Source organism: Qipengyuania sp. JC766, assembly GCF_040717445.1.
Lineage (GTDB): Bacteria > Pseudomonadota > Alphaproteobacteria > Sphingomonadales > Sphingomonadaceae > JC766.
In genome coordinates, this window is sequence record NZ_JBFEFL010000001.1 from 490,471 (window position 1) to 514,693 (window position 24,223).

The 24,223-nt window shown below is 66.6% G+C and carries 25 protein-coding genes; 18 read left to right on the forward strand and 7 right to left on the reverse strand.

The genetic code is table 11. The features are described from left to right. Positions 1-11 precede the first annotated feature (11 nt). On the reverse strand, positions 12-758 hold the full coding sequence (locus AB1K63_RS02410; protein WP_366958332.1) for a pyrroline-5-carboxylate reductase dimerization domain-containing protein: 747 nt from the start codon (positions 756-758) through the stop codon (positions 12-14). A 208-nt stretch (positions 759-966) separates the two neighbouring features. On the opposite strand from AB1K63_RS02410, the gene proB reads away from it, so the two are divergent. From proB to AB1K63_RS02445, 7 genes are all read left to right on the forward strand, one after another. Continuing rightward, positions 967-2,136, forward strand: coding sequence for a glutamate 5-kinase (gene proB, locus AB1K63_RS02415; protein WP_366958333.1), 1,170 nt, complete (start codon positions 967-969; stop codon positions 2,134-2,136). Positions 2,137-2,237: 101 nt separating this feature from the next. Further along, complete coding sequence (locus tag AB1K63_RS02420; RefSeq protein WP_366958334.1) at positions 2,238-3,044, forward strand: outer membrane protein assembly factor BamD; 807 nt, start codon at positions 2,238-2,240, stop codon at positions 3,042-3,044. Between the two features lie 156 nt (positions 3,045-3,200). Next, positions 3,201-4,865: a DNA repair protein RecN gene (gene recN, locus AB1K63_RS02425; RefSeq protein ID WP_366958335.1), complete on the forward strand. Its 1,665-nt coding sequence runs from the start codon at positions 3,201-3,203 to the stop codon at positions 4,863-4,865. After that, positions 4,862-5,275, forward strand: a complete 414-nt coding sequence (locus AB1K63_RS02430; RefSeq protein ID WP_366958336.1) for a hypothetical protein — start codon at positions 4,862-4,864, stop codon at positions 5,273-5,275. Before recN ends, AB1K63_RS02430 begins: the two co-directional genes overlap by 4 nt. Next, on the forward strand, positions 5,265-7,325 hold the full coding sequence (gene ligA, locus AB1K63_RS02435) for an NAD-dependent DNA ligase LigA (protein WP_366958337.1): 2,061 nt from the start codon (positions 5,265-5,267) through the stop codon (positions 7,323-7,325). The genes AB1K63_RS02430 and ligA overlap by 11 nt, the downstream gene beginning before the upstream one ends. Further along, on the forward strand, positions 7,322-8,461 hold the full coding sequence (locus AB1K63_RS02440) for a serine hydrolase (RefSeq protein ID WP_366958338.1): 1,140 nt from the start codon (positions 7,322-7,324) through the stop codon (positions 8,459-8,461). The genes ligA and AB1K63_RS02440 overlap by 4 nt, the downstream gene beginning before the upstream one ends. Before the next feature lie 4 nt (positions 8,462-8,465). Further along, a complete protein-coding gene (locus AB1K63_RS02445; protein WP_366958339.1) occupies positions 8,466-8,633 on the forward strand; it encodes a hypothetical protein in 168 nt (55 codons plus the stop codon). Here AB1K63_RS02445 and AB1K63_RS02450 read toward each other — a convergent pair. The 4 genes from AB1K63_RS02450 to AB1K63_RS02465 form a co-directional block, all read right to left on the reverse strand. Beyond that, positions 8,630-9,301 (reverse strand): SDR family oxidoreductase, encoded by a 672-nt coding sequence (locus AB1K63_RS02450; protein ID WP_366958340.1) that lies wholly within the window; start codon positions 9,299-9,301, stop codon positions 8,630-8,632. The genes AB1K63_RS02445 and AB1K63_RS02450 overlap by 4 nt on opposite strands. A gap of 67 nt (positions 9,302-9,368) precedes the next feature. Next, positions 9,369-10,088, reverse strand: coding sequence for a DUF2459 domain-containing protein (locus AB1K63_RS02455; RefSeq protein ID WP_366958341.1), 720 nt, complete (start codon positions 10,086-10,088; stop codon positions 9,369-9,371). Beyond that, positions 10,085-10,987, reverse strand: a complete 903-nt coding sequence (locus AB1K63_RS02460) for a 50S ribosomal protein L11 methyltransferase (RefSeq protein ID WP_366958342.1) — start codon at positions 10,985-10,987, stop codon at positions 10,085-10,087. The genes AB1K63_RS02455 and AB1K63_RS02460 overlap by 4 nt, the downstream gene beginning before the upstream one ends. A gap of 39 nt (positions 10,988-11,026) precedes the next feature. Then, positions 11,027-11,737, reverse strand: a complete 711-nt coding sequence (locus tag AB1K63_RS02465; RefSeq protein WP_366958343.1) for an SDR family oxidoreductase — start codon at positions 11,735-11,737, stop codon at positions 11,027-11,029. A gap of 107 nt (positions 11,738-11,844) precedes the next feature. Between AB1K63_RS02465 and sdhC the strand changes: the two genes are divergently transcribed. Genes sdhC through AB1K63_RS02495 form a run of 6 tightly spaced genes read left to right on the forward strand, consistent with a single transcriptional unit; the run spans position 11,845 to position 17,029 of the window. Further along, positions 11,845-12,279 (forward strand): succinate dehydrogenase, cytochrome b556 subunit, encoded by a 435-nt coding sequence (sdhC, locus tag AB1K63_RS02470; RefSeq protein WP_366958344.1) that lies wholly within the window; start codon positions 11,845-11,847, stop codon positions 12,277-12,279. A gap of 12 nt (positions 12,280-12,291) precedes the next feature. Beyond that, positions 12,292-12,681 carry a succinate dehydrogenase, hydrophobic membrane anchor protein gene (gene sdhD / locus AB1K63_RS02475; RefSeq protein ID WP_366958345.1) on the forward strand — a complete coding sequence of 130 codons (390 nt, stop codon included), beginning with the start codon at positions 12,292-12,294 and terminating at the stop codon, positions 12,679-12,681. After that, positions 12,681-14,525 (forward strand): succinate dehydrogenase flavoprotein subunit, encoded by a 1,845-nt coding sequence (sdhA, locus tag AB1K63_RS02480; protein ID WP_366958346.1) that lies wholly within the window; start codon positions 12,681-12,683, stop codon positions 14,523-14,525. The genes sdhD and sdhA overlap by 1 nt, the downstream gene beginning before the upstream one ends. 19 nt (positions 14,526-14,544) lie before the next feature. Then, positions 14,545-15,642, forward strand: coding sequence for a saccharopine dehydrogenase NADP-binding domain-containing protein (locus tag AB1K63_RS02485; protein ID WP_366958347.1), 1,098 nt, complete (start codon positions 14,545-14,547; stop codon positions 15,640-15,642). Then, positions 15,639-16,112 (forward strand): DCC1-like thiol-disulfide oxidoreductase family protein, encoded by a 474-nt coding sequence (locus AB1K63_RS02490; protein ID WP_366958348.1) that lies wholly within the window; start codon positions 15,639-15,641, stop codon positions 16,110-16,112. Before AB1K63_RS02485 ends, AB1K63_RS02490 begins: the two co-directional genes overlap by 4 nt. 44 nt (positions 16,113-16,156) lie before the next feature. After that, positions 16,157-17,029 (forward strand): glycoside hydrolase, encoded by an 873-nt coding sequence (locus AB1K63_RS02495; protein WP_366958350.1) that lies wholly within the window; start codon positions 16,157-16,159, stop codon positions 17,027-17,029. Positions 17,030-17,044: 15 nt separating this feature from the next. On the opposite strand, the gene AB1K63_RS02500 is transcribed toward AB1K63_RS02495, so the two are convergent. Then, positions 17,045-17,626 (reverse strand): ATP-dependent Clp protease proteolytic subunit, encoded by a 582-nt coding sequence (locus tag AB1K63_RS02500; RefSeq protein WP_366958351.1) that lies wholly within the window; start codon positions 17,624-17,626, stop codon positions 17,045-17,047. Positions 17,627-17,793: 167 nt separating this feature from the next. Here AB1K63_RS02500 and creD point away from each other — a divergent pair, with 167 nt between their 5' ends. Further along, the gene (gene creD, locus AB1K63_RS02505) at positions 17,794-19,206 is read left to right on the forward strand and encodes a cell envelope integrity protein CreD (protein ID WP_366958352.1); all 1,413 of its coding nucleotides are present in this window, start codon (positions 17,794-17,796) and stop codon (positions 19,204-19,206) included. Between the two features lie 61 nt (positions 19,207-19,267). Here the strand turns inward: creD and AB1K63_RS02510 are convergent, their stop codons facing one another. Then, the gene (locus tag AB1K63_RS02510) at positions 19,268-20,137 is read right to left on the reverse strand and encodes a neutral zinc metallopeptidase (RefSeq protein WP_366958353.1); all 870 of its coding nucleotides are present in this window, start codon (positions 20,135-20,137) and stop codon (positions 19,268-19,270) included. A 101-nt stretch (positions 20,138-20,238) separates the two neighbouring features. On the opposite strand from AB1K63_RS02510, the gene AB1K63_RS02515 reads away from it, so the two are divergent. From AB1K63_RS02515 to AB1K63_RS02530, 4 genes are all read left to right on the forward strand, one after another. Then, positions 20,239-20,994, forward strand: coding sequence for a 3-hydroxybutyrate dehydrogenase (locus AB1K63_RS02515; protein ID WP_366960630.1), 756 nt, complete (start codon positions 20,239-20,241; stop codon positions 20,992-20,994). A gap of 77 nt (positions 20,995-21,071) precedes the next feature. Next, positions 21,072-21,434, forward strand: a complete 363-nt coding sequence (locus AB1K63_RS02520) for a hypothetical protein (protein WP_366958354.1) — start codon at positions 21,072-21,074, stop codon at positions 21,432-21,434. Positions 21,435-21,523: 89 nt separating this feature from the next. Continuing rightward, the gene (guaB, locus tag AB1K63_RS02525; protein WP_366958355.1) at positions 21,524-22,987 is read left to right on the forward strand and encodes an IMP dehydrogenase; all 1,464 of its coding nucleotides are present in this window, start codon (positions 21,524-21,526) and stop codon (positions 22,985-22,987) included. 3 nt (positions 22,988-22,990) lie between these two features. Beyond that, positions 22,991-24,172, forward strand: a complete 1,182-nt coding sequence (locus tag AB1K63_RS02530) for an RsmB/NOP family class I SAM-dependent RNA methyltransferase (RefSeq protein WP_366958356.1) — start codon at positions 22,991-22,993, stop codon at positions 24,170-24,172. Positions 24,173-24,223 lie beyond the last annotated feature (51 nt).

The window sequence follows — 24,223 nt, forward strand, 5'->3', positions numbered from 1 at the left end:
GTCCGTCGTGATCAGCGCAGTTCTTCCGCGCGGTGGAAGGCGGCTTCCAGCGTGGCCTTCATCAGGCGATCGAGGTCGCCACTCCCGTTGAGGGCGTCCAGCCCGGCGGCCGTGGTCCCGCCCTTGCTGGTGACCGAATTGCGCCAGTCTTCCAGCGACTTGTCCGCGCCGTCCAGCGCCTGCGCGATCGTGCCTTCCATGGTGGAGAGGACGAGCGTGCGCGCTTCGTCATGGCTGAAGCCGAGCCCTTCCGCAGCGGCGCAATAGGCGCGCGCGATCTCGAACACGTATCCCGGGCCCGATCCGGCGACGGCGGTGATCTTGTCGAGCGATTCCTCTTCGTCCACGACCAGCACGGTTCCGGCCCGCTCCATCATTTCGACCGCGTGGTCCTGCATCGCCTGCGACACGCCGGGCCCGGCGACGACGCCGCTGGTGCCCTTGCCGATGGAGGCGGGAAGGTTGGGCATCACGCGCACCACCGGTGCATCGCCCAGCGCCTTCGATATGCGCGCGACGGATGCGCCCGCCGCGATCGAGAGCGCATAGCCGCCATCGTTCAGGAGTTCGGCATAACGCGGCATTACGTCGTCGATCATCTGCGGCTTGATGGCGACGATGATCACGTCGAACGTGCCGTCCAGCTCATCCGCGTCGCGATGGAGGCTGACGCCTTCGGGCGCGGATTCGAGCATCGGATCGACGATGGCGAATTTTTCCGGTCCGGTTTTCCACTGGTTGAGGAGCGCGCCGCCCATGGCGCCGCAGCCGACTAGCAGGATCGAATTGAAAATAGTGGTCTCCCATGGAGTTACGGCAGACCTGCTCCCGCCGCACAGGGCAGGGCGTCTTGCCGGATGATCAGGAACGCCGGACCCTAGCAGAAATCGCCATTCCGGACCACCCGTTGTGCATCGCAGCGATAGTCCCTAGGTCCCGCGGCACTCCTTTCTCCGCCAAGCATGGATGACGATGCCCGAGCAGAAGAAACCCAAGCAGAAGACCCTCGTGGTCAAGATCGGCTCCACCCTCGTGGCGAACCGCCAGCGGCTGACCCCGCGGTTCGGATTCTTGCAGCAGCTGATGGACGACATCACCCGCCTGCGCGAAAGCGGCACCAATGTGATCCTGTGCAGTTCGGGCGCCGTCGCGCTGGGCCTGCGCACGGTGGGCGAGACGCCGGAGAGCGCCGGGGTGAGCGACAAGCAGGCCGCCGCCGCCTGCGGCATGCCACTGCTGCTCAATGCCTATCGCCAGATCGGTCACGAATTCGGGATCGATATCGCGCAGGTCCTGCTGACGCTGGGCGATTTCGAGCATCACCGGCGCTTCCTCAACACGCGCAACACCGTGTTCCGCCTGCTGGAAGCGGGCGTCATGCCGATCGTGAACGAGAACGACACGATCACGACCGAGGAAATCCGCGTGGGCGACAACGACCGCCTGGCCGCCAAGGTCGCGCAGATGGCCGACGCGGACGATTTCATCATCCTGACCGAGGTCGACGGCCTCTATGATCGCAACCCGGCCGAAGAAGGCGCGAAGCTGATCGAGGAAGTGGTCGACGTCGCGCCTTACATGGCTGCGACGCAGGGCAAGAGCACGCTGGGCACCGGCGGCATGACCACCAAGCTGATGGCGGCCAACATCGCGCAGGAAGCGGGCTGCACGACCTATATCTCGCATGGCGAGGTCGACCGGCCGCTGACCTGGGTGCTGGAAGGCAAGCAGCGCTGCAGCCGCTTCCCCGCGCACGACGTGCCCAGCACCGGCTGGGAACGCTGGATCGCCAACCGCCTGCAGGTGGCGGGCCGCATCACCGTGTCGGACGCGGTCGCGGACGAGATTGCCGAAGGGGACCGCCCCGTCCGGCGCGAGGACATCCTGTCGATGAACGGCGATTTCACGCGCGGCGACGTGCTGCATGTCTTCGACGAGGCCGAAACCGAACGCGCCCGCGGTCTCAGCGACTTCACGTCGGAGGAGTTGCGCGTCCTGACGGTCAACGCCGACCTCGATGCGGAGCAGTTGCTCGGCTACCGGACCAAGGGCGAGGTGATCCGCGCCAAGAACCTCGTCCCGCTGGAAGGGCGGCACCTGCGCTGGAACGTGAACGACGAGCTGGGCGGGGGCTGACAGCTCCCGCGTCTCTGCTCGCGCCACGTCCGGGGAATTTCCCGGGCGATCCGCCGGTGTTTCACTTGGCGTTCAGCGCGGGGAGTTCTATACGCGCGGCCATGCATACCAAATCCCTGCGCCGCGCCGCGGCTTTCTCCCTCCTTGCCGCCACCACCGCCCTCACGGCCTGCGGCGGCGGCTCCGGCAATGCCGGGGTGCGCGATACCGCCTATGTCGCGCGGGACGTGGAAACGCTCTACAGCTCGGCCAAGGACCGGCTCGATCGCGGGCAGTCGACGCTCGCCGCGGCGCTGTTCGACGAGGTCGAGCGCCAGCATCCCTATTCGCCCTGGGCCCGCCGTGCGCAGCTGATGAGCGCGTTCAGCTATTACAGCGCGCGCGATTACAACAAGGCGATCCAGAGCGCGCAGCGCTTCCTGTCGATCCACCCGGGCAACAAGGACGCGCCTTATGCCTACTACCTGATCGGCCTGTCCTATTACGAGCAGATCAGCGACGTGACGCGCGACCAGCGGATCACGGAACAGGCGCGGATCGCACTGACGGAAGTCACGCGCCGCTTCCCCAATTCGTCCTATGCCAACGACGCCCGGCTGAAGCTGGACCTCGTGGAGGATCACCTCGCGGGCAAGGAAATGGAGATCGGCCGGTATTACCAGCGCTCCGGCCGCTGGCTCGCCGCGCAGATCCGCTTCCAGAACGTGGTCGACGAATACCAGACCACCAGCCACGCGCCCGAAGCGCTCTATCGCCTGACGGAGAGCAGCCTTGCGCTGGGCATTCCGGCAGAAGCGAAGAAGTACGCCGCCGTGCTGGGCGCCAACTATCCGGGCAGCGAATGGTACGACAAGGCCTACGACCTGATCGGCGACAAGGCACCCGAACTGGCCAGCATCGGCGGCTGACGCCGCCGGCCGGTCTTGCATCGCAATTCGAAAGGGGCGGCCGATCTGGCTGCCCCTTTTTCGTGTGTCGGCAACCGGCATGTGTTGAAAATGGGACGTAGCCGGATTCACGGGCGTGACGCGGTCCAAGCCTTTGGATAAGAAGCATCCCGAAGCATGCTGACCCATCTCGCCATCCGCAACATCGTGCTGATCGAGGCGCTGGACCTGGAGTTCCGCCGCGGTCTCGGCGTGCTGACCGGCGAAACGGGTGCGGGCAAGTCCATCCTGCTCGACGCGCTGGGCCTCGTCCTGGGCAACCGGGCGGACAGCGGGCTGGTGCGCGCCGGCGAACCCAAGGCGAGCGTGACGGCCACCTTCGAATTCGCGAACCTGCCGCCCGCGATCGCCGAGGCGCTGGACGATGCCGATATCGAGATAGAACCGGGCGAACCGCTGATCGTGCGCCGCCAACTAAAAGCCGATGGCGGATCGAAGGCCTTCGTCAACGACCAGCCCGTGGGCGTCGCCTTGTTGCGCGAATTCGCCAACGCGCTGGTCGAACTGCATGGCCAGCACGACGATCGCGGCCTCGTCAATCCGCGCGGCCATCGCACCCTGCTGGACCGCTATGCCGGCGCCGACAGCGCCGCGGTATCGAAGGCGTGGCGCACATGGCAGGACGCGCGCGCCCGGCTGGAGGCGGCCGAAGCGGAAATCGAACAGGCGCGCGCCGACCAGGATCTGCTGCTGGCGCACCTTGCGGAACTGACTGCGCTGGAGCCGCAGGCGGGCGAGGAAGCGCGGCTGGATGCGACCCGGGCCGACATGCGCAAGGGAGAGCGGCTCGCGGGCGACCTGGAGGATTTGCGGCAGGTGTGGGACGGATCGGACTCGCCGCTTGCCGCCATGCGCGTCGCCGCGCGCAAGCTCGACCGCATCGGGGAAGAACATCCGCTGCTGGCCGAAGCGCTGGCCTCGCTCGACCGGGCGGTGATCGAGGCGGGCGAAGCGGAAGCGAAGCTGCAGGCAGCGGCCGAAGCGCTGGTGCACGACCCCGCCGCGCTGGACGCGGCGGAAAGCCGGCTGTTCGATTTGCGGGCACTGGCGCGCAAGCATGATTGCCAGGTCGACGACCTGCCCGAGACCATGCGCTCCATGCGCGCGAAGCTGGATGCGATCGAGGCCGGCGATGCCGAGATCGACGCGCTGGAGGAAGCTGCAAAGGAAGCGGCGGTCGCCTATCGCAACGCGGCGGAAAAGCTGCACGCGGACCGGCTGGCGGCGGCGGAACGGCTGGACGCGGCGGTCGCGCATGAGCTCGTGCCGCTGAAGCTCGATGCTGCGCGGTTCCGCACGCAGGTGGAACTGCTGGACGAGGACCGCTGGGGCGCCCACGGCATGGACGCGGTCGAATTCCTCATCGCCACCAACCCCGGGGCGGATTTCGCCCCGCTGGGCAAGATCGCGAGCGGCGGCGAACTCTCGCGCTTCATTCTCGCGCTCAAGGTCGCGCTGGCGGAGCAGGGCGGGGCGGCCACGGTGATCTTCGACGAGATCGACCGCGGCGTCGGCGGCGCAGTAGCAAGCGCCATCGGCGAACGGCTGGCCCGGCTGGCGAGCGACGGGCAATTGCTGGCCGTCACGCACAGCCCGCAAGTCGCCGCGCGCGGCGGCACGCACTACCTGATCGCCAAGTCGTCCGAGGGCACCGTGACGCGCACCAGCGTCGGCCTGCTCGACGCGGAAGGCCGGCAGGAAGAGATCGCCCGGATGCTGAGCGGCGCCGAAGTGACCCCCGAAGCGCGCGCGCAGGCGGACAGGCTGCTGGAGGGCGTGTGATCTGCCGTGCCGATCTTGTGTCGGAAATCCGAAACACCGATCCCCGCTTTGAGCCGATTGTTGAGCAATTTCTCAAGGAGTGGTCCAATGAGGCGGATGAAGGCGCCCTTCCGGAATATCTTCTTTTCGCGGAAATAAGTCGCGTGATCGCTGAAGACATCAGAACTGGAAACCGGGCACCGCTTCCAAAGATTTTTGCGATGATCGAACGCCTTCACATCGATGGCGATGATCATGTAAGGGAAGCCGCGACAGTCGGGCTTTTGGAAGACATCCAGACGCAGCTTCTTCTCAGCAACACCGGTTGGCACCTGGCCCATCCTTATTTGGGTTCCGAATCCAAGAGATGGTGGGACAAGCTGTTCCTTCTTTGGAATGCTGGTCAGTACGATGCGCTACATGAAGACTGAACTTTCAGAAGCCGAAGCCGCCAACGAACTGATGCGGCTGGCGAAGACGATCGCGCGGCACAACCGGCTCTACCATGCCGAGGACGCGCCGGAGATCACCGACCAGGAATACGACGCGCTGGTGCGGCGCAATGCGGAGCTTGAAGCGGCGTTTCCGCATCTGGTGCGCGCGGATTCCCCGTCGCAGGGGGTGGGGCACGAAGTGGCGGCCTCCCCGCTGTCCAAGGTGCGGCACGAAGTGCGCATGCTCAGCCTCGACAATGCGTTCGACGACAAGGAAGTGCGCGAATTCGTGGCGCGGGTCCGGCGGTTCCTGAACCTGTCCGAAGACGAGCCGGTCGCCTTCACGGCCGAGGACAAGATCGACGGCCTGTCCTGCTCGCTGCGATACGAGGGCGGGCGGCTGGTCCGCGCCGCGACTCGCGGGGACGGCTCCGTGGGCGAGGACGTGACGCCGAACGTAGCGCATATCGCCGACATTCCGCAGCAATTGCCGGACGGGGTTCCGGACGTCTTCGAGGTGCGCGGCGAGGTCTACATGGAGCGGGGCGCCTTTGCAGAACTGAACGCTGCGCAGGAAAAGGCGGGCGGCAAGCTGTTCGCCAATCCGCGCAATGCGGCTGCGGGGTCCCTGCGACAGAAGGATCCGTCCGTGACGGCGCGGCGTCCCTTGCGCTTCTGGGCGCATGGCTGGGGCGATGCCAGCGAGGTTCCGGGCGCGACGCAGCATGAGGTCATCGACGCGATCCGGTCCTGGGGTTTCCCGGTCTCGGCGGACTTCGTGCGGGTCGAGGATATCGAGGGGATGCTCGCCCATTATGCGAAGATCGCCGGGCAACGCTCTGATCTGCCCTATGAAATCGACGGCGTGGTCTACAAGGTAGACCGGCTCGACTGGCAGGCGCGGCTCGGCTTCGTTGCGAAAGCGCCGCGCTGGGCCATCGCGCGCAAGTTCCCGGCCGAACAGGCCGAGACCATGCTGGAAAGCATCGACATCCAGGTCGGCCGCACGGGCAAGCTGACGCCGGTCGGACGCCTCGCCCCGGTGATGGTCGGCGGGGTGACGGTCACGAATGTGACGCTCCACAATCGTGACGAGATCGAGCGGCTAGGCGTGCGCCCCGGCGACCGGGTCCAGGTCCAGCGGGCAGGGGACGTTATCCCGCAGGTCGTCGCCAACCTGACACCGGACGAGAAACGCGAACCCTTCGTGTTCCCTAATACCTGCCCCGAATGCGGCAGCGATGCCGTGAGCGAGGAAGGCGAGGTGGACGTGCGTTGCACCGGCGGGCTGATCTGCCCCGCGCAGCGGACCGAGCGGCTGAAGCATTTCGTGAGCCGCGGCGCACTCGATATCGACGGACTGGGCGAGAAGACCATCGACCAGTTCTTCGCCCTCGGCTGGCTGGAAAGCCCGGCGGACATCTTCCGGCTGCGCAAGCGCCGCGAGGACATCCTGGCGCTCGAGGGGTGGAAAGACAGATCTGTGGACAACCTGTTGGCATCTGTGGAAAACCGGCGCCGGCCCGACGCCGCGCGGCTGCTGTTCGGCCTTGGCATCCGCCATGTCGGTGCGGTCACCGCGCGCGACCTGATGAAGCATTTCCACGAGCTGCCCGCCTTGCGCGAAACCGCGGAGAAAGCGCGCGCCGGGGACGAGGACGCCGCGGGCGAACTGACTGCCATCGACGGCATCGGCGGCGCGGTGGTGGAAGCGCTGGGCGACTTCTTCCACGAGGAGCACAATTGTGAGGTCTGGGACGACATCCTCTCCGAAGTGAGCCCCCCGCGATACGAGGTGGAGACGCGCGACAGTCCGGTCGCGGGGAAGACCGTGGTTTTCACCGGCAAGCTGGAAACCATGAGCCGCGACGAGGCGAAGGCGCAGGCCGAACGGCTCGGGGCCAAGGCCAGCGGATCGGTCAGCGCGAAGACGGACCTGCTGGTCGCCGGGCCGGGCGCGGGCAGCAAGCTGAAGAAGGCGGAGGAACTGGGGATCGAAGTCGTGGACGAAGCGGGCTGGGCCGAACTCGTGAAGGCCGCCGGATGACCATCGCTCCCGATTTGGCGCGCAAAGCCAAGCTGCTGGGGCTGGCGCTGCTGATTGGTGTGCCGCTGATCGCGCTGGTCGCCGTCTACACGCAGCGTTTCATCGATGCGCGCCACCTTCCCGTACTGACCGTCCCCTTGGGCGAGCACGCCGAGGAAGTGGTCGAGGAAGTCGCCGACCGGCGCACGCCCCAGTTGCAGGCGCTCGACGATGCGCTGTTCGATGCGGGCAGCAGTCTCGATTCCCATCTGGGCATCGCGGTGGTGGATGTCGCCACCGGCAGGGCCGCCGATTTCAACGGCCGCGAACCCATGCCGCAGCAAAGCGTGAGCAAGATGTGGGTTGCCCTCGCCGCGCTCGACCTAGCCGATCGCGGGACGCTGAACCTGAACGAGGTCGCGACCGTCCGGCGGCAGGACCTGACCCTGTTCCACCAGCCGATTCGCGAGCAGGTCGTCTCGCAAGGCAGCTTCCGCGCGACCTATGGTGAGTTGATGCGGCTGGCGATCACGGGCAGCGACAATACCGCCAACGACATGCTGCTGAGACGCGTCGGCGGCCCGAAGGTGGTGCGGTCGATCCTCGCGCAAAAGGACATCGACGGCATCCGCTTCGGACCGGGCGAGCGGCTGATGCAGTCGGGCATCGCCGCCCTGAAATGGGACCCGAGCTTTTCCGTCGGACGCAGTTTCTACGACGCGCGCGACATGGTGCCTGCCGCCGCCCGGCGCGAGGCATTCGAACGCTATGTGGACGATCCGGTCGACGGCGCAACGGCGCTGGCCATCGCGCGCACGCTGGCACGACTGGCGAAAGGCGACCTGCTTTCTCCTGCCTCGACCGAGCGCCTCGTCGGCCTGATGCGGCAGGCGAAAAGCGGGCCCAACCGGCTGAAGGGCGGTGCGCCCTCCGGCTGGACGGTCGCGCACAAGACCGGCACCGGGCAGGAACTGGCCACGAGCGGACGCAAGGAACAGGCGGGATACAACGACATCGCCATCCTCACCGCGCCCGACGGACGCCGTTATGCCGTGGCCGTCCTGATCGGGCGAACCGACAAGCCCATCCCCGAGAGGATGGACATGATGCACCGCGTCGTGGCTGCCGTGGTCGCCTATCACGAGGCGATGGGCTGATAGCATGAAGGAACCGCAGTCCTATCTGGCTCTCGGCATCGTGCTGGGAACCACCTTCGGACTGCTGCTGGACAATTTCGTGCTCTGGATGTGCCTCGGCCTCGTCATCGGCGCCGCGCTGGACGAGAAGCGCCGGCGCGAAACCGACAAGGACGACGATGACGCGACCTAGTCGTTGGGCATCAGGTGGATTTCGCGCACGCAGGAGGTGTCCGGCTGCTGCAGCGCGAAGACGACCGCGTCGGCAATGTCCTGCGGCTGCAGCTTGGTCGGCTTCGCCTCGTCGAAGAAGGGCGTGTCCACCATGCCGGGCGAGATCACCGTGCAGCGGCCGCCCCATTCGCGCATTTCCTCCGCCAGGTTTCCGGCGAAGCCATGCACGAACCACTTGGTCGCGCTGTAGACCGATCCTTTCATGTGGTCGCGGCCGGCTTTCGATCCGGTGACGATGAACTGCCCCTTGGACTTCTTCAGTTCCGGGATGGCGGCATGCGCGGTGTAGAGCACGGCCATCACGTTGAGGTCGACCATGTCGCGCCACTCTTCCGGGTCGCCATCCCCGACGCCCGCCTTGCTGACGCCCTTGCCGGCATTGGCGAAAACTGCGTCGAGGCTGCCGAAATGCGATGCGGTCCTTGCGACGGAATCGGCTAGGAAATCGTGGTCCGTTGCATCCCCGGGAAGCGCGATCGCTGCCTCTCCGATCTCGTCCGCCAGCGCGTTCAGCTTGTCTTCCGACCGCGCGAGCAGCGCGACGTTCCAGCCCGCCTTCGCGGCGGCGCGTGCCGTTGCCTCGCCGATGCCCGTCGATGCGCCCGTGATGAGGAGCGTCTTTGCCATGATGCCTGTCCTTCGATTGAAATGGAGTGTTCGAAGGCACAATGGCCGGACCGCCCCGGCCGTTCCGTCACTCTATCAGCGGCGGTCCCGATGCCTCGTCCTGCCGGTCGAGGCGGGAAACCCATTTCATCACCCCGCCTTCGATCGGCGTCCACCAACCCGTCCGCACCCCGGCCTCGGCTAGCATGTCGCTCGTCCACTGGTTGCAGGTCCGGCCGAGCCAGTATCGCCCCGTCGCCGGGTAGTATCGGGAGGTGGGCGCATAATCCGCGCGCAGTTCCGCCCGCGGTCCTTCGCGCGGCGCGGGCACGGTCCGCCGGATCGCGCCGACAAGGCGCTCGTATTCGTCGAGGGTGATCACCATGCGCTTGCGCCAAGGCCGTTCGGGCGGGTTCGAATAGGGCGTGATGCGCAGCAAGGTATCGCCCCCCAGGAACGCGATCCGCCCCGCGGTCGCGGGGTCGAGATCGGACCATTCGGGCGTGTCGAGGAAGATGCTGCGCTCTCCCCAGCCGATATCGATATGCGTCACTTCACGCCCGTCGGGAAAATAGCCGCCGGCGAATGGGAAGTCGGCGGTCCAGTCGTGCACTTCATTGGTGATCGGCACGACGAGACCGGTGTGGAAACCGTTGGTCTCGACAAAGATGACGACGCCCGTATCGGGCTGGGTCCAGCCGGGATTGCGCGGAATGCTGCTCCCGATCCACGCTGCCAGCGGGTAGGCGAGGAGCAGGCCGACCAGCGCGAGCACGGCGCGCACGGCGAAACGGCGGCGGCGGCTCATCGGCGTTTGCGCAGCCAGAGGATCGACCAGTCGCCATGCGTCAGCCGCAAGGCGAGACGGAAGCCTGCGCGCCGGTATGCGGCGCGAACCTGCGCCTCCTGCGACACCAGCAGGCCCGACAGGACCACGTGGCCGCGTCCCGCGCAGGCGAGCGCGAAGTCGGGCGCGAGGTCGATCAGCGGCAGGGCGAGGATGTTGGCGATCACGAGGTCGAACGGCGCGCGCCGCCGGATCGCGGAATGGTCGGTGCCTTCCGCAGTGACGATGGCGAGTTCTCCCGCACCCGTGCCGAGCGGGACCGCGTTGCGGACGGCGTTGTAGCCGACGATATCCTCGCACACCGGATCGTTGTCGCTGGCGATGGCCGAAGCCGAGGGCCACAGATCCAGCGCGGCGAAGGCGAGAAGACCGGTCCCGCTCCCGATGTCGGCCAGGTTGCGGACGCGCACGCCGCGGCGCTTGATCTCGGTCAGCATCGCCAGGCAACCGGCGGTCGTTTCGTGATGGCCGGTGCCGAAGGCCTGGCTCGCCGGGATTTCGAAGTCCCGCACGCCCCGCTTTGCGAGCGGTGGATGGTCGGGCGTGTGGACATGAAAGGCGCCCGCCAGGACAGGCTGCACGCTCTGCTGGCTCAGCGTCACCCAGTCCTCGTCCGGGACTTTCTCTGCGACGAGTTCGGGCGGGCCCTCATCGAATAGCCCGCCGACGAGCCGCTTGTCCGCCGCGCGGGGCTTTTCCGCCAGCCATGCTTCGAGCACCCATTCGTCGGGCGTGTCGGGCGCGGCCTCGTGCGCGGACAGCGTGATCGCGGGCGGCCAGTCGAAGGCCAGTTCCTGGCGCGCAAGCGCACCCTCCACCTGCGCCTTCGAGGCGCGGGCAACGATTTTCCAGCTGGTCATGCTAGGCGAAATCTTCCGTTTGGAGGCGGGACGACGGATTTACCGGACATAGCTGGCCCCGTTGGCATCGATGGTCGTGCCGGTCATGCTTTCGGGCGCGTCGAGCGCGCACCAGACGGCAATGTCGGCGATTTCCTCCGGTTCCGCCACGCGGCCGAGCGGGATGTCGTGCAGCAGTTCGGGACCTCCGCGGCTGGCGAGGTAGTCTCCGGCCATCGCGGTGTCCGTGAAGCCCGGCGTGATCGCGAAGCTGAGGATGCCTTCGCTGGCATAGGCCCGCGCGATGGTCTTGTGCAGCGCCAGCATGCCGCCCTTCGCCGCGGCATAGTGCCAGTGGGCGGGGCTGTCCCCCCGGTGGCCGGCACGGCTGGCGATGTGGACAATCCGGCCGGGCACGCCGCGCCCCTGCCAGTGGCGTACCGCGAAGCGGCTGAGCTGCGCCGCGGCGGTCAGGTTGATCCGCAGGGTTTCTTCCCACGCATCGAGCCAGACGATGTCCGACTGGTCGACAGGGTTGGCCTGGAAGAGCCCGGCGTTGTTTATGAGGACGTCGATCGCGCCGCCGCTGCGCTCGAGCGCCTCCTGCCACAGCATGGCGGGCGCGTGGGGCTGGAGGAAGTCGGCGCCGATCGTGTCGCCGTCATGCGCGGCGCTGGCCGATGCGATCACGTCCGCGCCGCGCGCGCCGAGACCTTCGCGGATTGCGGCACCGATTCCGCGACTTGCGCCTGTCAGTAGGATGTTCGCCATGCAAACCCTATCCGGCAATTTGCAACGCAAGTCGAGGCCGCGCGCCTTGCCTCGCCTCGCGAACGCGCTAAGGAAAGCCCGACAAACCGCAACATCCGGACACTTCCATGGCCAATCGCCCGCTCTCCCCCCATTTGTCGCACTGGAAATGGGGCCCCCACATGTTCGTTTCGATCCTGCACCGCATTACCGGTGACGGAATGGCGATCGTGGGGCTCGCCATGCTGTTGTGGTGGCTGGGCGCGATGGCGAGCGGACCGGAAGCCTATGCGACGTTCCAGTCGCTGGTCTGGGCCGACTTCTCGACCATGGAATGGGCCGGCGGCGACGTGCTGCCGAACCTCGTCTCAATCTTCTTCACGGTCGTCCTGGTCGGCCTCAGCTGGGCGTTCTTCAGCCACATGTCCTCGGGCATCCGGCATTTCGTGCTCGATTCCGGCGCCGGCTACGAGCTCGACCAGAACAAGCGCTGGTCGCGGGCGGTCCCGCTGATCGGCATTGCTCTCACCGCCGCCTTCTGGGCGCTGGTCATCTTTCTCTAAGGGCTTCGACACATGGGTAACGGAACCTCCATCGGCCGCGTCAGGGGCCTCGGATCCTCGCACGAAGGCGCGCATCACTGGCTGATGCAGCGCTTCACGGCCATCGGCAATCTGGTGCTGATGACGTGGCTGATCGCCAGTTTCATCCTGCTGCCGAACCTCTCCTACGAGACGGTCACGGGCTATCTTTCGCAGCCGCTGCCGGCGGTCGCGATGGCGCTGCTGATCATCAGCGTGTTCTGGCACGCCCGGCTCGGCCTGCAGGTGCTGGTCGAGGACTACGTCCACGAAGGCGGCAGCAAGTTCGGCCTGATCGCCCTCATGAACCTTCTCACATTCGGCGGCGTTGCTTTCGGCATCTTCTGCATCGCACGCATTGCATTCACCGGAGGGGCCGCCTGATGGCCAAGAACGACACTTTCGAAATCGGCGGCCGCGCCTATCCGATCATCGACCACACCTTCGACGTGGTGGTCGTGGGCGCGGGCGGTTCGGGCTTGCGCGCGACGATGGGCGCCGCCGAGGCGGGCTTCAAGACGGCCAACATCTCCAAGGTGTTCCCGACCCGCAGCCACACCGTGGCGGCGCAGGGCGGCATCGCGGCGAGCCTTGGCAACAACACGCCCGATCACTGGTCCTGGCACATGTACGACACCGTCAAGGGTGCCGACTGGTTGGGCGACCAGGACGCGATCGAATATCTCGCGCGCGAGGCGCCCGCCGCGGTCTACGAGCTGGAGCACGCGGGCGTGCCCTTTTCGCGCAACCAGGACGGCACGATCTACCAGCGTCCCTTCGGCGGCCACATGCAGAACATGGGCGAAGGCCCGCCGGTGCAGCGGACCTGCGCCGCGGCCGACCGCACGGGACACGCGATGCTCCACGCGCTCTACCAGCAGAGCCTCAAGTACGACGCGGACTTCTTCATCGAGTATTTCGCAATCGACCTGATCATGGCGGGCGAGGGTGCGGATCGCCGCTGCGTCGGCGTGATCGCCATGTGCCTCGACGACGGTTCGATCCACCGCTTCAAGGCGCATGCCGTGGTGCTGGCGACCGGCGGCTATGGCCGCTGCTACTACACCGCGACCAGCGCCCACACCTGCACCGGCGACGGCGGCGGCATGGTGCTGCGCGCCGGCCTGCCGCTGCAGGACATGGAGTTCGTCCAGTTCCACCCGACCGGCATCTACGGCGCCGGCGTGCTCATCACCGAAGGCGCGCGGGGCGAGGGCGGCTACCTCACCAATTCCGAAGGCGAGCGGTTCATGGAACGCTACGCCCCTTCGGCGAAGGACCTCGCTTCACGCGACGTCGTCAGCCGGTCCATGGCGCTTGAAATGCGCGAAGGTCGCGGTGTCGGCGCGGATGGCGACCACATCCACCTGCATCTCGATCACATCGATCCCAAGGTGCTGGCGGAGCGCCTGCCGGGCATTACCGAAAGCGGCAAGATCTTCGCGGGCGTCGACCTGACGCGCCAGCCGCTGCCGGTCACGCCGACGGTGCACTACAACATGGGCGGCATCCCGACGAACTATCACGGCGAAGTCGTGACGCTGGGTCCGGACGGCAATCCCGACCACGTCGTTCCCGGCCTCTATGCCGCGGGCGAAGCGGGATGCGTGTCGGTCCACGGCGCGAACCGCCTCGGCTCCAATTCGCTGATCGACCTGGTCGTGTTCGGCCGCGCGATCGGCCACCGGCTGAAGGAAACGCTCACGCCGGGCAAGGCGCAGGACGAATTGCCCAGGGCCGGGACCGAGTTCGCGCTCGGCCGGTTGGACCACTTCCGGCACGCCAGCGGCGGTTCGCCGACCGCGGATGTGCGCAAGGAAATGCAGCAGACCATGCAGCGCCACGCCGCGGTTTTCCGCGACAGCGAGCTGTTGTCCGAAGGCAAGGCGAAGCTCGCCGAGGTCAACAAGCGGCTGCAGGACGTCCATGTCACCGACCGCTCGATGATCTGGAATTCGGACCTGATCGAGACGCTGGAGCTCGACAATCTGATGGCGCAAGCCGTCGTGACCATGAACAGCGCGGAAAACCGCAAGGAAAGCCGCGGCGCCCATGCGCACGAGGACTATCCGGAGCGGGACGATGCGAACTGGATGAAGCACACCATCGCCTGGTTCGAAGGCTGGGGCGGAAGCGGCGGCGACGTGAAGATCGATTACCGCCCGGTCCACGAATACACGCTGACCGACGACGCGACCTATATCGAGCCCAAGAAGCGGGTCTACTGACCCGCTTCGCAGGTCGCCCGTGACGTTGCGCGTCGCCATCCTCGGTGGTTACGGCAATTTCGGCGGCTACATTGCGAGGGCGCTCGCGTCCGACCCGGTGATAGAGCTGGTCGTCTGCGGACGCGATGGGGCGAAGGCATCGTCATTCGCAAGCGAGTTGCGTGCTGCCAATCCGGCGCGCGGTGCCGTGGACGACATTGCGGAGCCTGACGCGGCCCTTGCCGCGATCGCGCCCGACCTCGTCATCCACGCTGTCGGACCGTTCCAGGGACAGGATTACACCGTCGCGCGTGCCGCCATCACGTGCGGCGCGCATTATTGCGACCTCGCCGATGCGCGCTCGTTCGTGGCGGGCATAGGCGAACTGGACGAGGAGGCACGCCAGGCGGGCGTCTTCGCCATCGCCGGCGCCAGTTCGGTCCCGTGCCTGACCGCGGCCTATCTGGACCGGGCGGCCGAAACGATGACCATCGAGGATGTCGATTACGGCATCAGCGCGGCTCAGCAGACCAATCGGGGGCTGGGCACGGCCGCCGCCATCCTGTCCTATGTCGGCAAGCCTTTCACCATGCTGCGCGACGGGGCGATGCGGCGCGTCTGGGGCTGGCAGGGCATCCATTCGCACGCCTATCCGGAAATCGGACGACGCTGGTTCGGCTATTGCGACATCCCCGATCTCGACCTGTTCCCGCAACGCTACCCGGAACTGCGGTCGATGCGTTTCGCGGCCGGTCACGAGATTGCGCCGCTTCACTGGGGTACGTGGCTGCTCAGTTGGGGTGTGCGAAGCGGCATCCTGCCGGGGCTGGAACGTTGGGCCGGGACCCTCCTGCGGGCGAGCTTCCTGTTCGATCCGCTCGGCAGCGATCGCAGCGGCTTCCACCTGTTCGTGCGCGGACGCGACAGCGTGGGCCGGGCGGTCGAGCGGCGCCACTGGCTCATCGCCCGGCAGGGCCATGGACCCAACATTCCGTGCATGCCCGCGATCCTGATCGCGCGGAAGCTGGCAGCCGGCGAGGACATCGCACCGGGCGCGCGGCCGTGCCTCGACCTGATCACGCTGGACGAGTATCTTGCCGCGCTGGAAGGCCTCGACATTACGGCGATCGACGAATGACCCATACCACGCAGCGCGACCTCAGGGCATTTGCTCCCTATTCTTACCGCGACGATCCCACGGTGCCCGCATTCGACGATACCCGCGCGGTCTTCGTGTTCGATCATCACTGCGTCCTGTGCGGAACGGGCGTCGGGTTCATCATGAAGCATGACAGGCGCCGCGCGATCGCCTTCACGTCCGCGCAGCAGGGGCTGGGGGAGGCGCTTTGCCGTCACTACGGGATCGACTGGGACGAGACCTACCTGCTGGTCCGCGGCGGACGCCCCTACATCAAGTTCGACGGATATTTCGAAGTCGCACGGGCGATGGGCGGGCCGTGGAAACTCGCGACCGTTTTCAGGATCATCCCTAATTTTATCCTCGACCGGGTCTACGACCTTGTCGCGCGTAACCGTTACCGTTGGTTCGGGAAGACGGAACAGGCGTGCCAGGTGCTCACCCCGGACCAGCGCGCACGGCTGCTGTAATGCCATCGGATGATGTTCATCTGGATGCTCCTATAAGGTAATTCATGGTCTTGCGCAGGTTCGCCATCCTTGCCGCCTTCGGGTTCTCCGCCGCGTGCGCGGCCGATCCGCTGCCCCCGCCGCCCGCGGCACTGGGGCTCGATCCGTTCTACCAGAAGCATCTCGATGCGGACGGCATTCCCGTGGTTTCGTCCACCCGCGTGTCGGACGAGGCGCTGCGGCGTACGCACCGCATCATGGAAGCGATGCTGGCGCACCGCCCGGAACTGGCGAGCACGCTGAAGGACCTCGGCTACCGGGTGGCGATCATGGCGGAGGACGAAGGGACGCTCGACTTGCCGGAACAAGCGCACTGGACCAAGCCGGGACCGGACGATCCGCGCCTGACGCGGTGCGAGCGCAAGCATTACGAAGCGCGTATCGGCAGCCGCAGCCATGCCGACTACTGGAATTCCCGCGCGCGCGGCATGGCGGGCCAGCTGACCAGCGGCGCGGTGGAGGATATCATGGGGATGCCCAGCTCGCGCTACTGGGGCGAGACGATCTTCGTGCACGAATTCTCCCATGGCATCCTCGCCGCGATCCAGGTCGCCGATCCCGCGCTCTTCGCCCGGATCGAGGCTGCCTATGCCGGTGCGCGGGACAGGGACCTGTGGGCGGGCGAATACGCGATGACGAACATGGACGAGTACTGGGCGGAAGGCACCCAGTTCTGGTTCAATTCGAACAGGCTCGCGGTGATGGACGGACGGCGGGTGCTGAACCACGAGGACCTGGCCGCTTACGATCCGGCGCTGTTTGCGGTGCTGGCCGAAGCCTATGGCGAAGCGCACGAATTGCCGGGCGATCCGTTCTACCGCCACGCCGCGCGCGTGCCGCCGGGCCCGCCGCCACAGAACACCGCCGAAGTCTGCTAGCGCGTCGGCCGGGCGTCAGATGACGCCGGCTATCAGCTTCTTCTCCTGCGCCTCGTCGCACGGGATGTACCAGTTGTCCGGTGCTTTCTCGCGCAGGGTCTCGAAATCGATGTCGGACTCGTCGACCAGCGAGTGAAAGCCCTCTTCCTCGATTTCGATCGAATGCTCGATTTCGTGCAGGGCCGCCTTCAGTTGGTCGGTACAGCTGCGCAAGGGACCCGACAGGTTGATGGTACGGGTGATCTGCCGCTCGTGGATCATCAGCCGCGTCCCCTTGGTGAGGAAGCGGCAATGCACCGGGAAGCCGGCCATGAATGTCGCGCCCGCCGAATAGACCGCAGCCTTGCCCAGAAAGAGGACCGAGCGCCCCGCCTCGCGCAACAGGCGCACGTCGTCCGCCATCGCGCGCGCGATTTCCGGATTGCCGCCGAGCGTGGTCAGCGACACGACGAGGTCCCCGTCTGTCGGGGCGGCGGCGAGCTGGTTGCGGAATTCGGCATACATCGCCTCATCGATACCGCCGACGAGTCGAAGCTGCGGGGCGGACAGGATACGATCCCGGTATTCGCTGACACTCATGTGGCGCAAGCGCGCCATCGCCACGTCCGTTCCGGACCGATCAAACTTTCATCCAATCCGGGTTAGCGGTGTTTGGTTTTATCCCGCTTTTCGTCCGCGCAATCTCTCCACCCTCGTACGCGCATTCACCCGGAATTCAGTTCGTCGCTCAAAAACAACGTTTCATCGCAAGAGGAGGCGTTGAGATGGTACGAAGAAATCCGGGTACGAAGCTGGCACTCGTTGGACTGGTCGGGTTCGTCCTGATGATCCCGCTGCTGATGGTCTACGGTCTGGTGGGCGACCGCGAAGCGCAGTCGCGGACTGCGCAGGACGCGATCAGCCAGGGCTGGGCAGGGCCTCAGACGATGACGGGACCCATGCTGGTCATTCCCTACGAAACCGACACGGTCGAGACGGAAACCATGGATGGCCGGAAAGTGAGCCGTACGGTCCGCCGTGAACGCGAACTCTTCGTCTCGCCGCAGTCGCAATCCGTCCGCACGACGATCGCTCCTGAGCTCAAAGGCTACGCGATCTATCGCACGGCGGTATACGAGGCGGCGGTGACCGGCGAAGCGGTCTTTACCGTTCCCGACGAGATCGAACGGCTGGGTATCGCGCGCGAAGCGCTCCAGATCGACAGGGCCGAACTGCGCTTCGGCGTGACCGACACGCAGGGCCTGATCGGGGAAACGATGGTGCAGGCCGGCAACGGGAGGTTGGCCTTGAACCCGGGCAACGGCCCGGCCGCGACGGACGGATCGGGCTTTTCGACGGCCCTGTCATGGAATGGCGAAGGCACTTTGCCGGTCCGGTGGAGCCTGTCGTTCAACGGCACCCGCTCGCTCGCCTTCGTGCCGCGCGGCGGCCGGACGCAGTGGCAGGTCACCTCGCCCTGGCAGCATCCCAGCTTCGTGGGCAGTTTCCTGCCCGGTAGCAGTGACGTGAGTGCCGACGGTTTTGATGCCACATACGAAGGCATCACCAATCTGGCGCTGGGCGAACCGATCGTGTCCACCGAAGACCGCGGGCCGCCCGCGCCGGGCGAGCTTGCCGTCGGCGCGGAAGGAGACCGGTACGAAATGACCGGGACGACCGCCCATGCATCGACCAGCAAGGTCGCTGCGGTCCGTCTGGTCGAGCCGGTCGACATCTACAGCCAGGTCGAACGATCGGTGAAGTACGGCTTCCTCTTCATCGGCTTCACTTTCCTCGTGTACCTCATGTTCGATGTCGTCGCCGGCGCCCGTGTGGCCTCGGTGGAATATCTGCTGACCGGCGCGGGGCTGGTGCTGTTCTTCGTGATGCTGCTGGGATTTGCAGAGCATCTGGGCTTCGCCTTCGCCTACCTGATCGCCAGCGCGGCGATCATCGGCCTGCTGACGACCTACAGCGTCTCGGTGCTGGGCGGATGGCGGCGCGCCGGCATGGTCGGCGGGATGCTCGCAGGGCTGTATGCGACACTCTATGTCCTGCTCAGCCTGGAAGCGTTTGCGCTGCTGGTTGGTTCGCTGCTGCTCTTCGTGGCGCTGGCGGCGGTGATGTTCGCGACCCGAAATGTCGACTGGTCTGCTGCAAGAGATGCGATGGACGAAGGTCGCTACACCGAAAGCTGAGTGCGGCATTAACTCGTGAGAGGGGGGCGGGGAGAAATTCCCTGCCCCCTATTTTGTGCCGTCAACTCACCTCGAGGATCGCGTCGCAGGCGCGGTCGTCTCCTCGGAAGCCGAGGCGCAGGGCCTGCATCCGCTGTTCGCTGGTGCCGTGGGTGAAGCTTTCGGGGCTGACCTGCTGCCCGGCCTGGCGTTGCAGCGTGTCGTCGCCGATCGCGGCGGCGGCGGCGAGGCCTTCTTCCATGTCGCCCGGTTCGATGAGGTTGCGGTTGCGGCCCGCCCAGACCCCGGCATAGCAATCCGCCTGCAGTTCCATCAGCACTTGCAACTGGTTCGCCCGGCGCGGGTTCTGCTGCTGCGCGCTGCGGATCTGGCGCGCGACGCCGGTGATGGTCTGGACGTGGTGCCCGTATTCGTGCGCGACGACGTAATAGCGCGCGAAGTCGCCCTCATCGCCGGCCATGCGGGCCAGTTGGTCGTAGAAGCGCACGTCGATATACATCGTCTGGTTGCTCGGGCAGTAGAACGGACCCATCCCGGCCGAAGCGACACCGCAGGCCGTGCGGTACTGGTTCTGAGTGGGCATGGCGAGCTGCGGATCCACGAAGCGGACGCCCTGTTCCTCGAACACCTGCGACCAGGTCGCGTTGAGCGAGGAGAGCGCGTTGCAGGTTTCGCGCGAATAGGCGTTGGAGTTGCAGATATCCTCTTCGGTTTCGCCGGTTCCGGCCTGCTGCGCCGGGGGCATGGTGCCGCCGCCTTCCAGGTTGCCGAGCAGCTGGCCCGGATCGACCCCGAACACCAGCGCCGCGACCAGTGCGATCACGATGGTGCCGCAGCCCAGCTTGCCGCCGCCCCCGCGGGGGAAACCGCCGCCGCGGCGCCCTTCGGAGGACACCCTGATCGTGTTGCTGTTGAAAGGATTGAGCCGCATCTGGTCCCCCGCACTATCGCACCGTTGCTAGGGACAGCGTCTTGCCCGCCCGCGCCACTTGCTACAAGGCGCGAGTGATACCCATTCTCGAGGAGATTCCAATGTTCCTGTCCGGCAAGCGTGCCCTCGTCACCGGTTCCACGTCCGGGATCGGCCTCGCCATTGCGCGGGCCCTGAAGGCGGAAGGGGCGGAGATCGTCCTCAACGGCTTCGGCGAGGAGGAAGAGATCGCGAAGCTGTGCGAGGAACTGGATGCGCGCCATTCGGGCGCGGACCTGACCGATCCCGACGCGATCGAGGGCATGATGGCCGATGCGGGCGGAGTGGATATCCTCGTCAACAATGCCGGAATGCAGCACGTGTCCGCGATCGAGGAATTCCCGGTGCCCAAGTGGGACAAAATCATCGCCCTGAACCTGTCCGCCGCCTTCCACACCATCCGCCTTGCCGTGCCGCACATGAAGGAGGCCGGCTGGGGCCGGATCATCAACACCGCCAGCGCGCATTCGCTGACCGCATCGCCCTACAAGTCCGCCTATGTCGCGGCCAAGCACGGGATCGCCGGGCTGACCAAGACCGTCGCGCTGGAAGTAGCGCAGGACAACATCACGGTGAACGCGATCAGCCCGGGCTACGTCTGGACCCCGCTGGTGGAAAACCAGATCCCCGACACGATGAAGGCGCGCGGCATGGACCGGGACGAGGTGATCGACCAGGTCCTGCTCGCCAAGCAGCCGACCAAGAAGTTCGTCCAGCCCGAGGATGTGGGCGCGATGGCGGTATTCCTGTGCCGGGACGAGGCGCAGAACGTGAACGGCGCGAACTGGAGCATCGACGGGGGATGGACGGCGGAGTGATTCCGCACTAGCGTGTTATCAGCATAACACACCAATGGAGTGATCCGATGTCCGACTGTCCCAAGTGCCGAGGGCGGATGACACAGGGGTTCCTGTTCCTTCCCGATTCCGGCGGCCGGGTGAAGTGGATGGATGGCGAGCCCGGTTTCTGGAAATCGATGCTCGGCATCGGCGCCAAGTCTTCGGAAATGCTCTCGCGCCGTTGCACCTCCTGCGGGTTCGTCGAGTTCTACGTCGACACGGCGGCGCAACCGGTGAAGACCCTGCGCACGATCGACGAGGAGAACGAGCGCCTGCGTAACCTGGTGACCAGGCTGCAGGAGCGGGTCGGAACGCTTGAGGAGATCGCGACCGACCCCGCCGAGCGCACGGCGCGCGAGATCGAGGCGCTGCGTTCGCTGCCGGACCCCGGGGACGATCGCACCGGCAGGGACGACTGACGAGTAGGCTCCCATCGGGCCACTAGCGTCTGTCACCATCCGTCGTTACATGGGCCGCCACGTTTCTACCCCGGCAGGCGATTCTCTCAGTGGCACATCTCGACATACCCCTCGGCCTTACCTTCGACGACGTGCTCCTGCGTCCCGCCGAGAGCGAGATCGTGCCGAGCATGGCGGACACCCGCACGCAGCTGACGCGGGACATCGCGCTCAATATCCCGGTGCTGTCCGCGGCGATGGACACGGTGACCGAGGCGGACATGGCCATCGTGATGGCGCAGCTGGGCGGCATCGGCGTGCTTCACCGCAATTTCGATCCCGAGCAGCAGGCCGACGCGGTCCGCGCGGTGAAGCGGTACGAAAGCGGCATGGTGGTCAATCCGATCACCATCCACCCCGAAGCCACGCTGGGCGAGGCGCAGGCGCTGATGCAGAAGCACCGGATCAGCGGCATCCCGGTGACGGACCGGAACGGGAAGCTGACCGGCATCCTCACCAATCGCGATGTCCGCTTCGCCGAAAATCCGCAGCAGCCGGTGCGCGAGCTGATGACGACGGAAAACCTCGCCACCGTGCCACTGGGCACCGGGCAGGACGAAGCGCGTCGCCTGCTTCACCAGCGCCGGATCGAAAAGCTGCTGGTGGTCGACAATGACGGCCACTGCGTAGGGCTGATCACGGTCAAGGACATCGAAAAGGCCGTCAACTACCCCAACGCCACGAAGGATGCGGCCGGCCGCCTGCGCGTCGCGGCGGCGACCACGGTCGGCGACAAGGGTTTCGCGCGCACCGAACAGCTGATCGATGCCGAAGTGGACGTCATCATCATCGACACCGCGCACGGCCACAATGCCGACGTGTCGCGCGCGGTGGAACGCGTGAAGGCCATGTCCAATTCGGTGCAGGTCATCGCCGGCAACGTCGCCACGGCGGAAGCGACGAAGGCATTGGTTGGCGCGGGCGCGGACGCGGTGAAGATCGGCATCGGGCCGGGATCCATCTGTACGACGCGCATCGTCGCGGGCGTGGGCGTGCCGCAGCTGACCGCGATCATGGACAGCGCGGAAGAGGCCGCGAAGTCGGGCGTGCCGGTCATCGCCGATGGCGGCCTTCGCACAAGCGGCGATGCGGCCAAGGCGCTGGCCGCCGGCGCATCGTCGGTGATGGTCGGATCGCTGCTCGCCGGTACGGCGGAAGCGCCGGGCGAAACGTTCCTCTACCAGGGCCGCAGCTACAAGAGCTATCGCGGCATGGGCAGCGTCGGCGCCATGGCGCGCGGCAGCGCGGACCGCTATTTCCAGCAGGACATCAGCCAGCAGAAGCTGGTCCCCGAAGGGATCGAGGGACAGGTCCCGTTCAAGGGGCCGGCGGCGGACGTGGTCCACCAGCTTGTCGGCGGAATCAAGGCGGCGATGGGCTATACCGGCAGCGCCACGATCGAGGACTTGCGCACGCGCGCCCAGTTCGTGCGGATCACCAATGCGGGGCTTTCGGAAAGCCATGTGCACGACGTGAGCATCACGCGCGAGGCGCCCAACTATCCGACGCGCTGAGCCATGACGCCTGCCGCGCGGGTACAGGCCGCCATCACAATCCTGGACGGCGTGATCGCGGAGGCGCGGGATCGCGGTGCCCCGGCGGACCGCATCGTGGCCCAGTGGGCGCGCGACAACCGCTATGCCGGCTCCAAGGACCGGCGCGCGATCCGCGAACTCGTCTATGGCGCCATTCGCGCCTGCGGCCCGGTCCCGGCGAACGGGCGGGACGCCATGCTTCGGCTGGCCGAGACCGATCCTGCCATCGCACCGCTGTTCGATGGCTCCCAGTACGGGCCGCCGGAAATCACCCCGAAGGACAGCGCGGCGAAGGGCGGTATCGGACCCGCCTGGCTGGCCGATGCGCTGCGCGCCAGCGGGATCGAAGGCGAGGAGGCGGGCGCGCTGCTCGATCGCGCGCCGCTCGACATTCGGGTGAACACGCTGAAGGCCGACCGGTCGCAGGTCGGCCTCCCGGAACAGGGCGAGGAACTTGCCGCGCCGCAGGGCCTGCGGTTTGCTACCGGGACGCAGGTCGAACAGTGGCCCGCCTACCGCGACGGGCTGGTGGAGGTGCAGGACCATGGCAGCCAGTGGGCCTGCCATGCCGTGGGTGCGCAGCCGGGCGAAACCGTGGTCGATCTGTGCGCGGGCGCGGGCGGCAAGACGCTGGCGCTGGCCGCGGCGATGGACAATCGCGGCGTGCTGGTCGCAAGCGATACCGACCGGGGCCGCTTGTCGAAACTGGCACCGCGCGCGGAACGCGCCGGCGCCGGCATGGTCGAGACGGTGCTGCTCGATCCGGGCAGGGAACTGGAAGCGCTGGCGCGCCTGCAGGGGCAGGCGGATGCCGTGCTGGTCGATGCGCCGTGTTCGGGTAGCGGGACCTGGCGGCGCAAGCCCGAGGCGCGCTGGCGGCTGGACCCGGCAGCCCTGGAAGGCTTCGCGGCCGCGCAGGACCGTCTGCTCGATATCGGCGCGCAGTTGCTGCGTCCGGGCGGGCGGCTCGTGTTCGTCACCTGCTCGGTGCTCGACATTGAGGGCGTCGACAGGGTCGAGGCGTTCCTGGCGAGGCACCCGGAGTGGTCGGCCGAAGCAGTCGACCTGCCGATCGGGCAGGCACGCGGGAAGGGCGTCAGGTTGGCGCCGTACCGCGATGGAACGGACGGATTTTTCATCGCACGTCTAGCTTCGCCATGTTAGGCAGGGCGTCTATGGCAGTACAGACCAGAACCCGTGCCGCTGCCGCCAAGG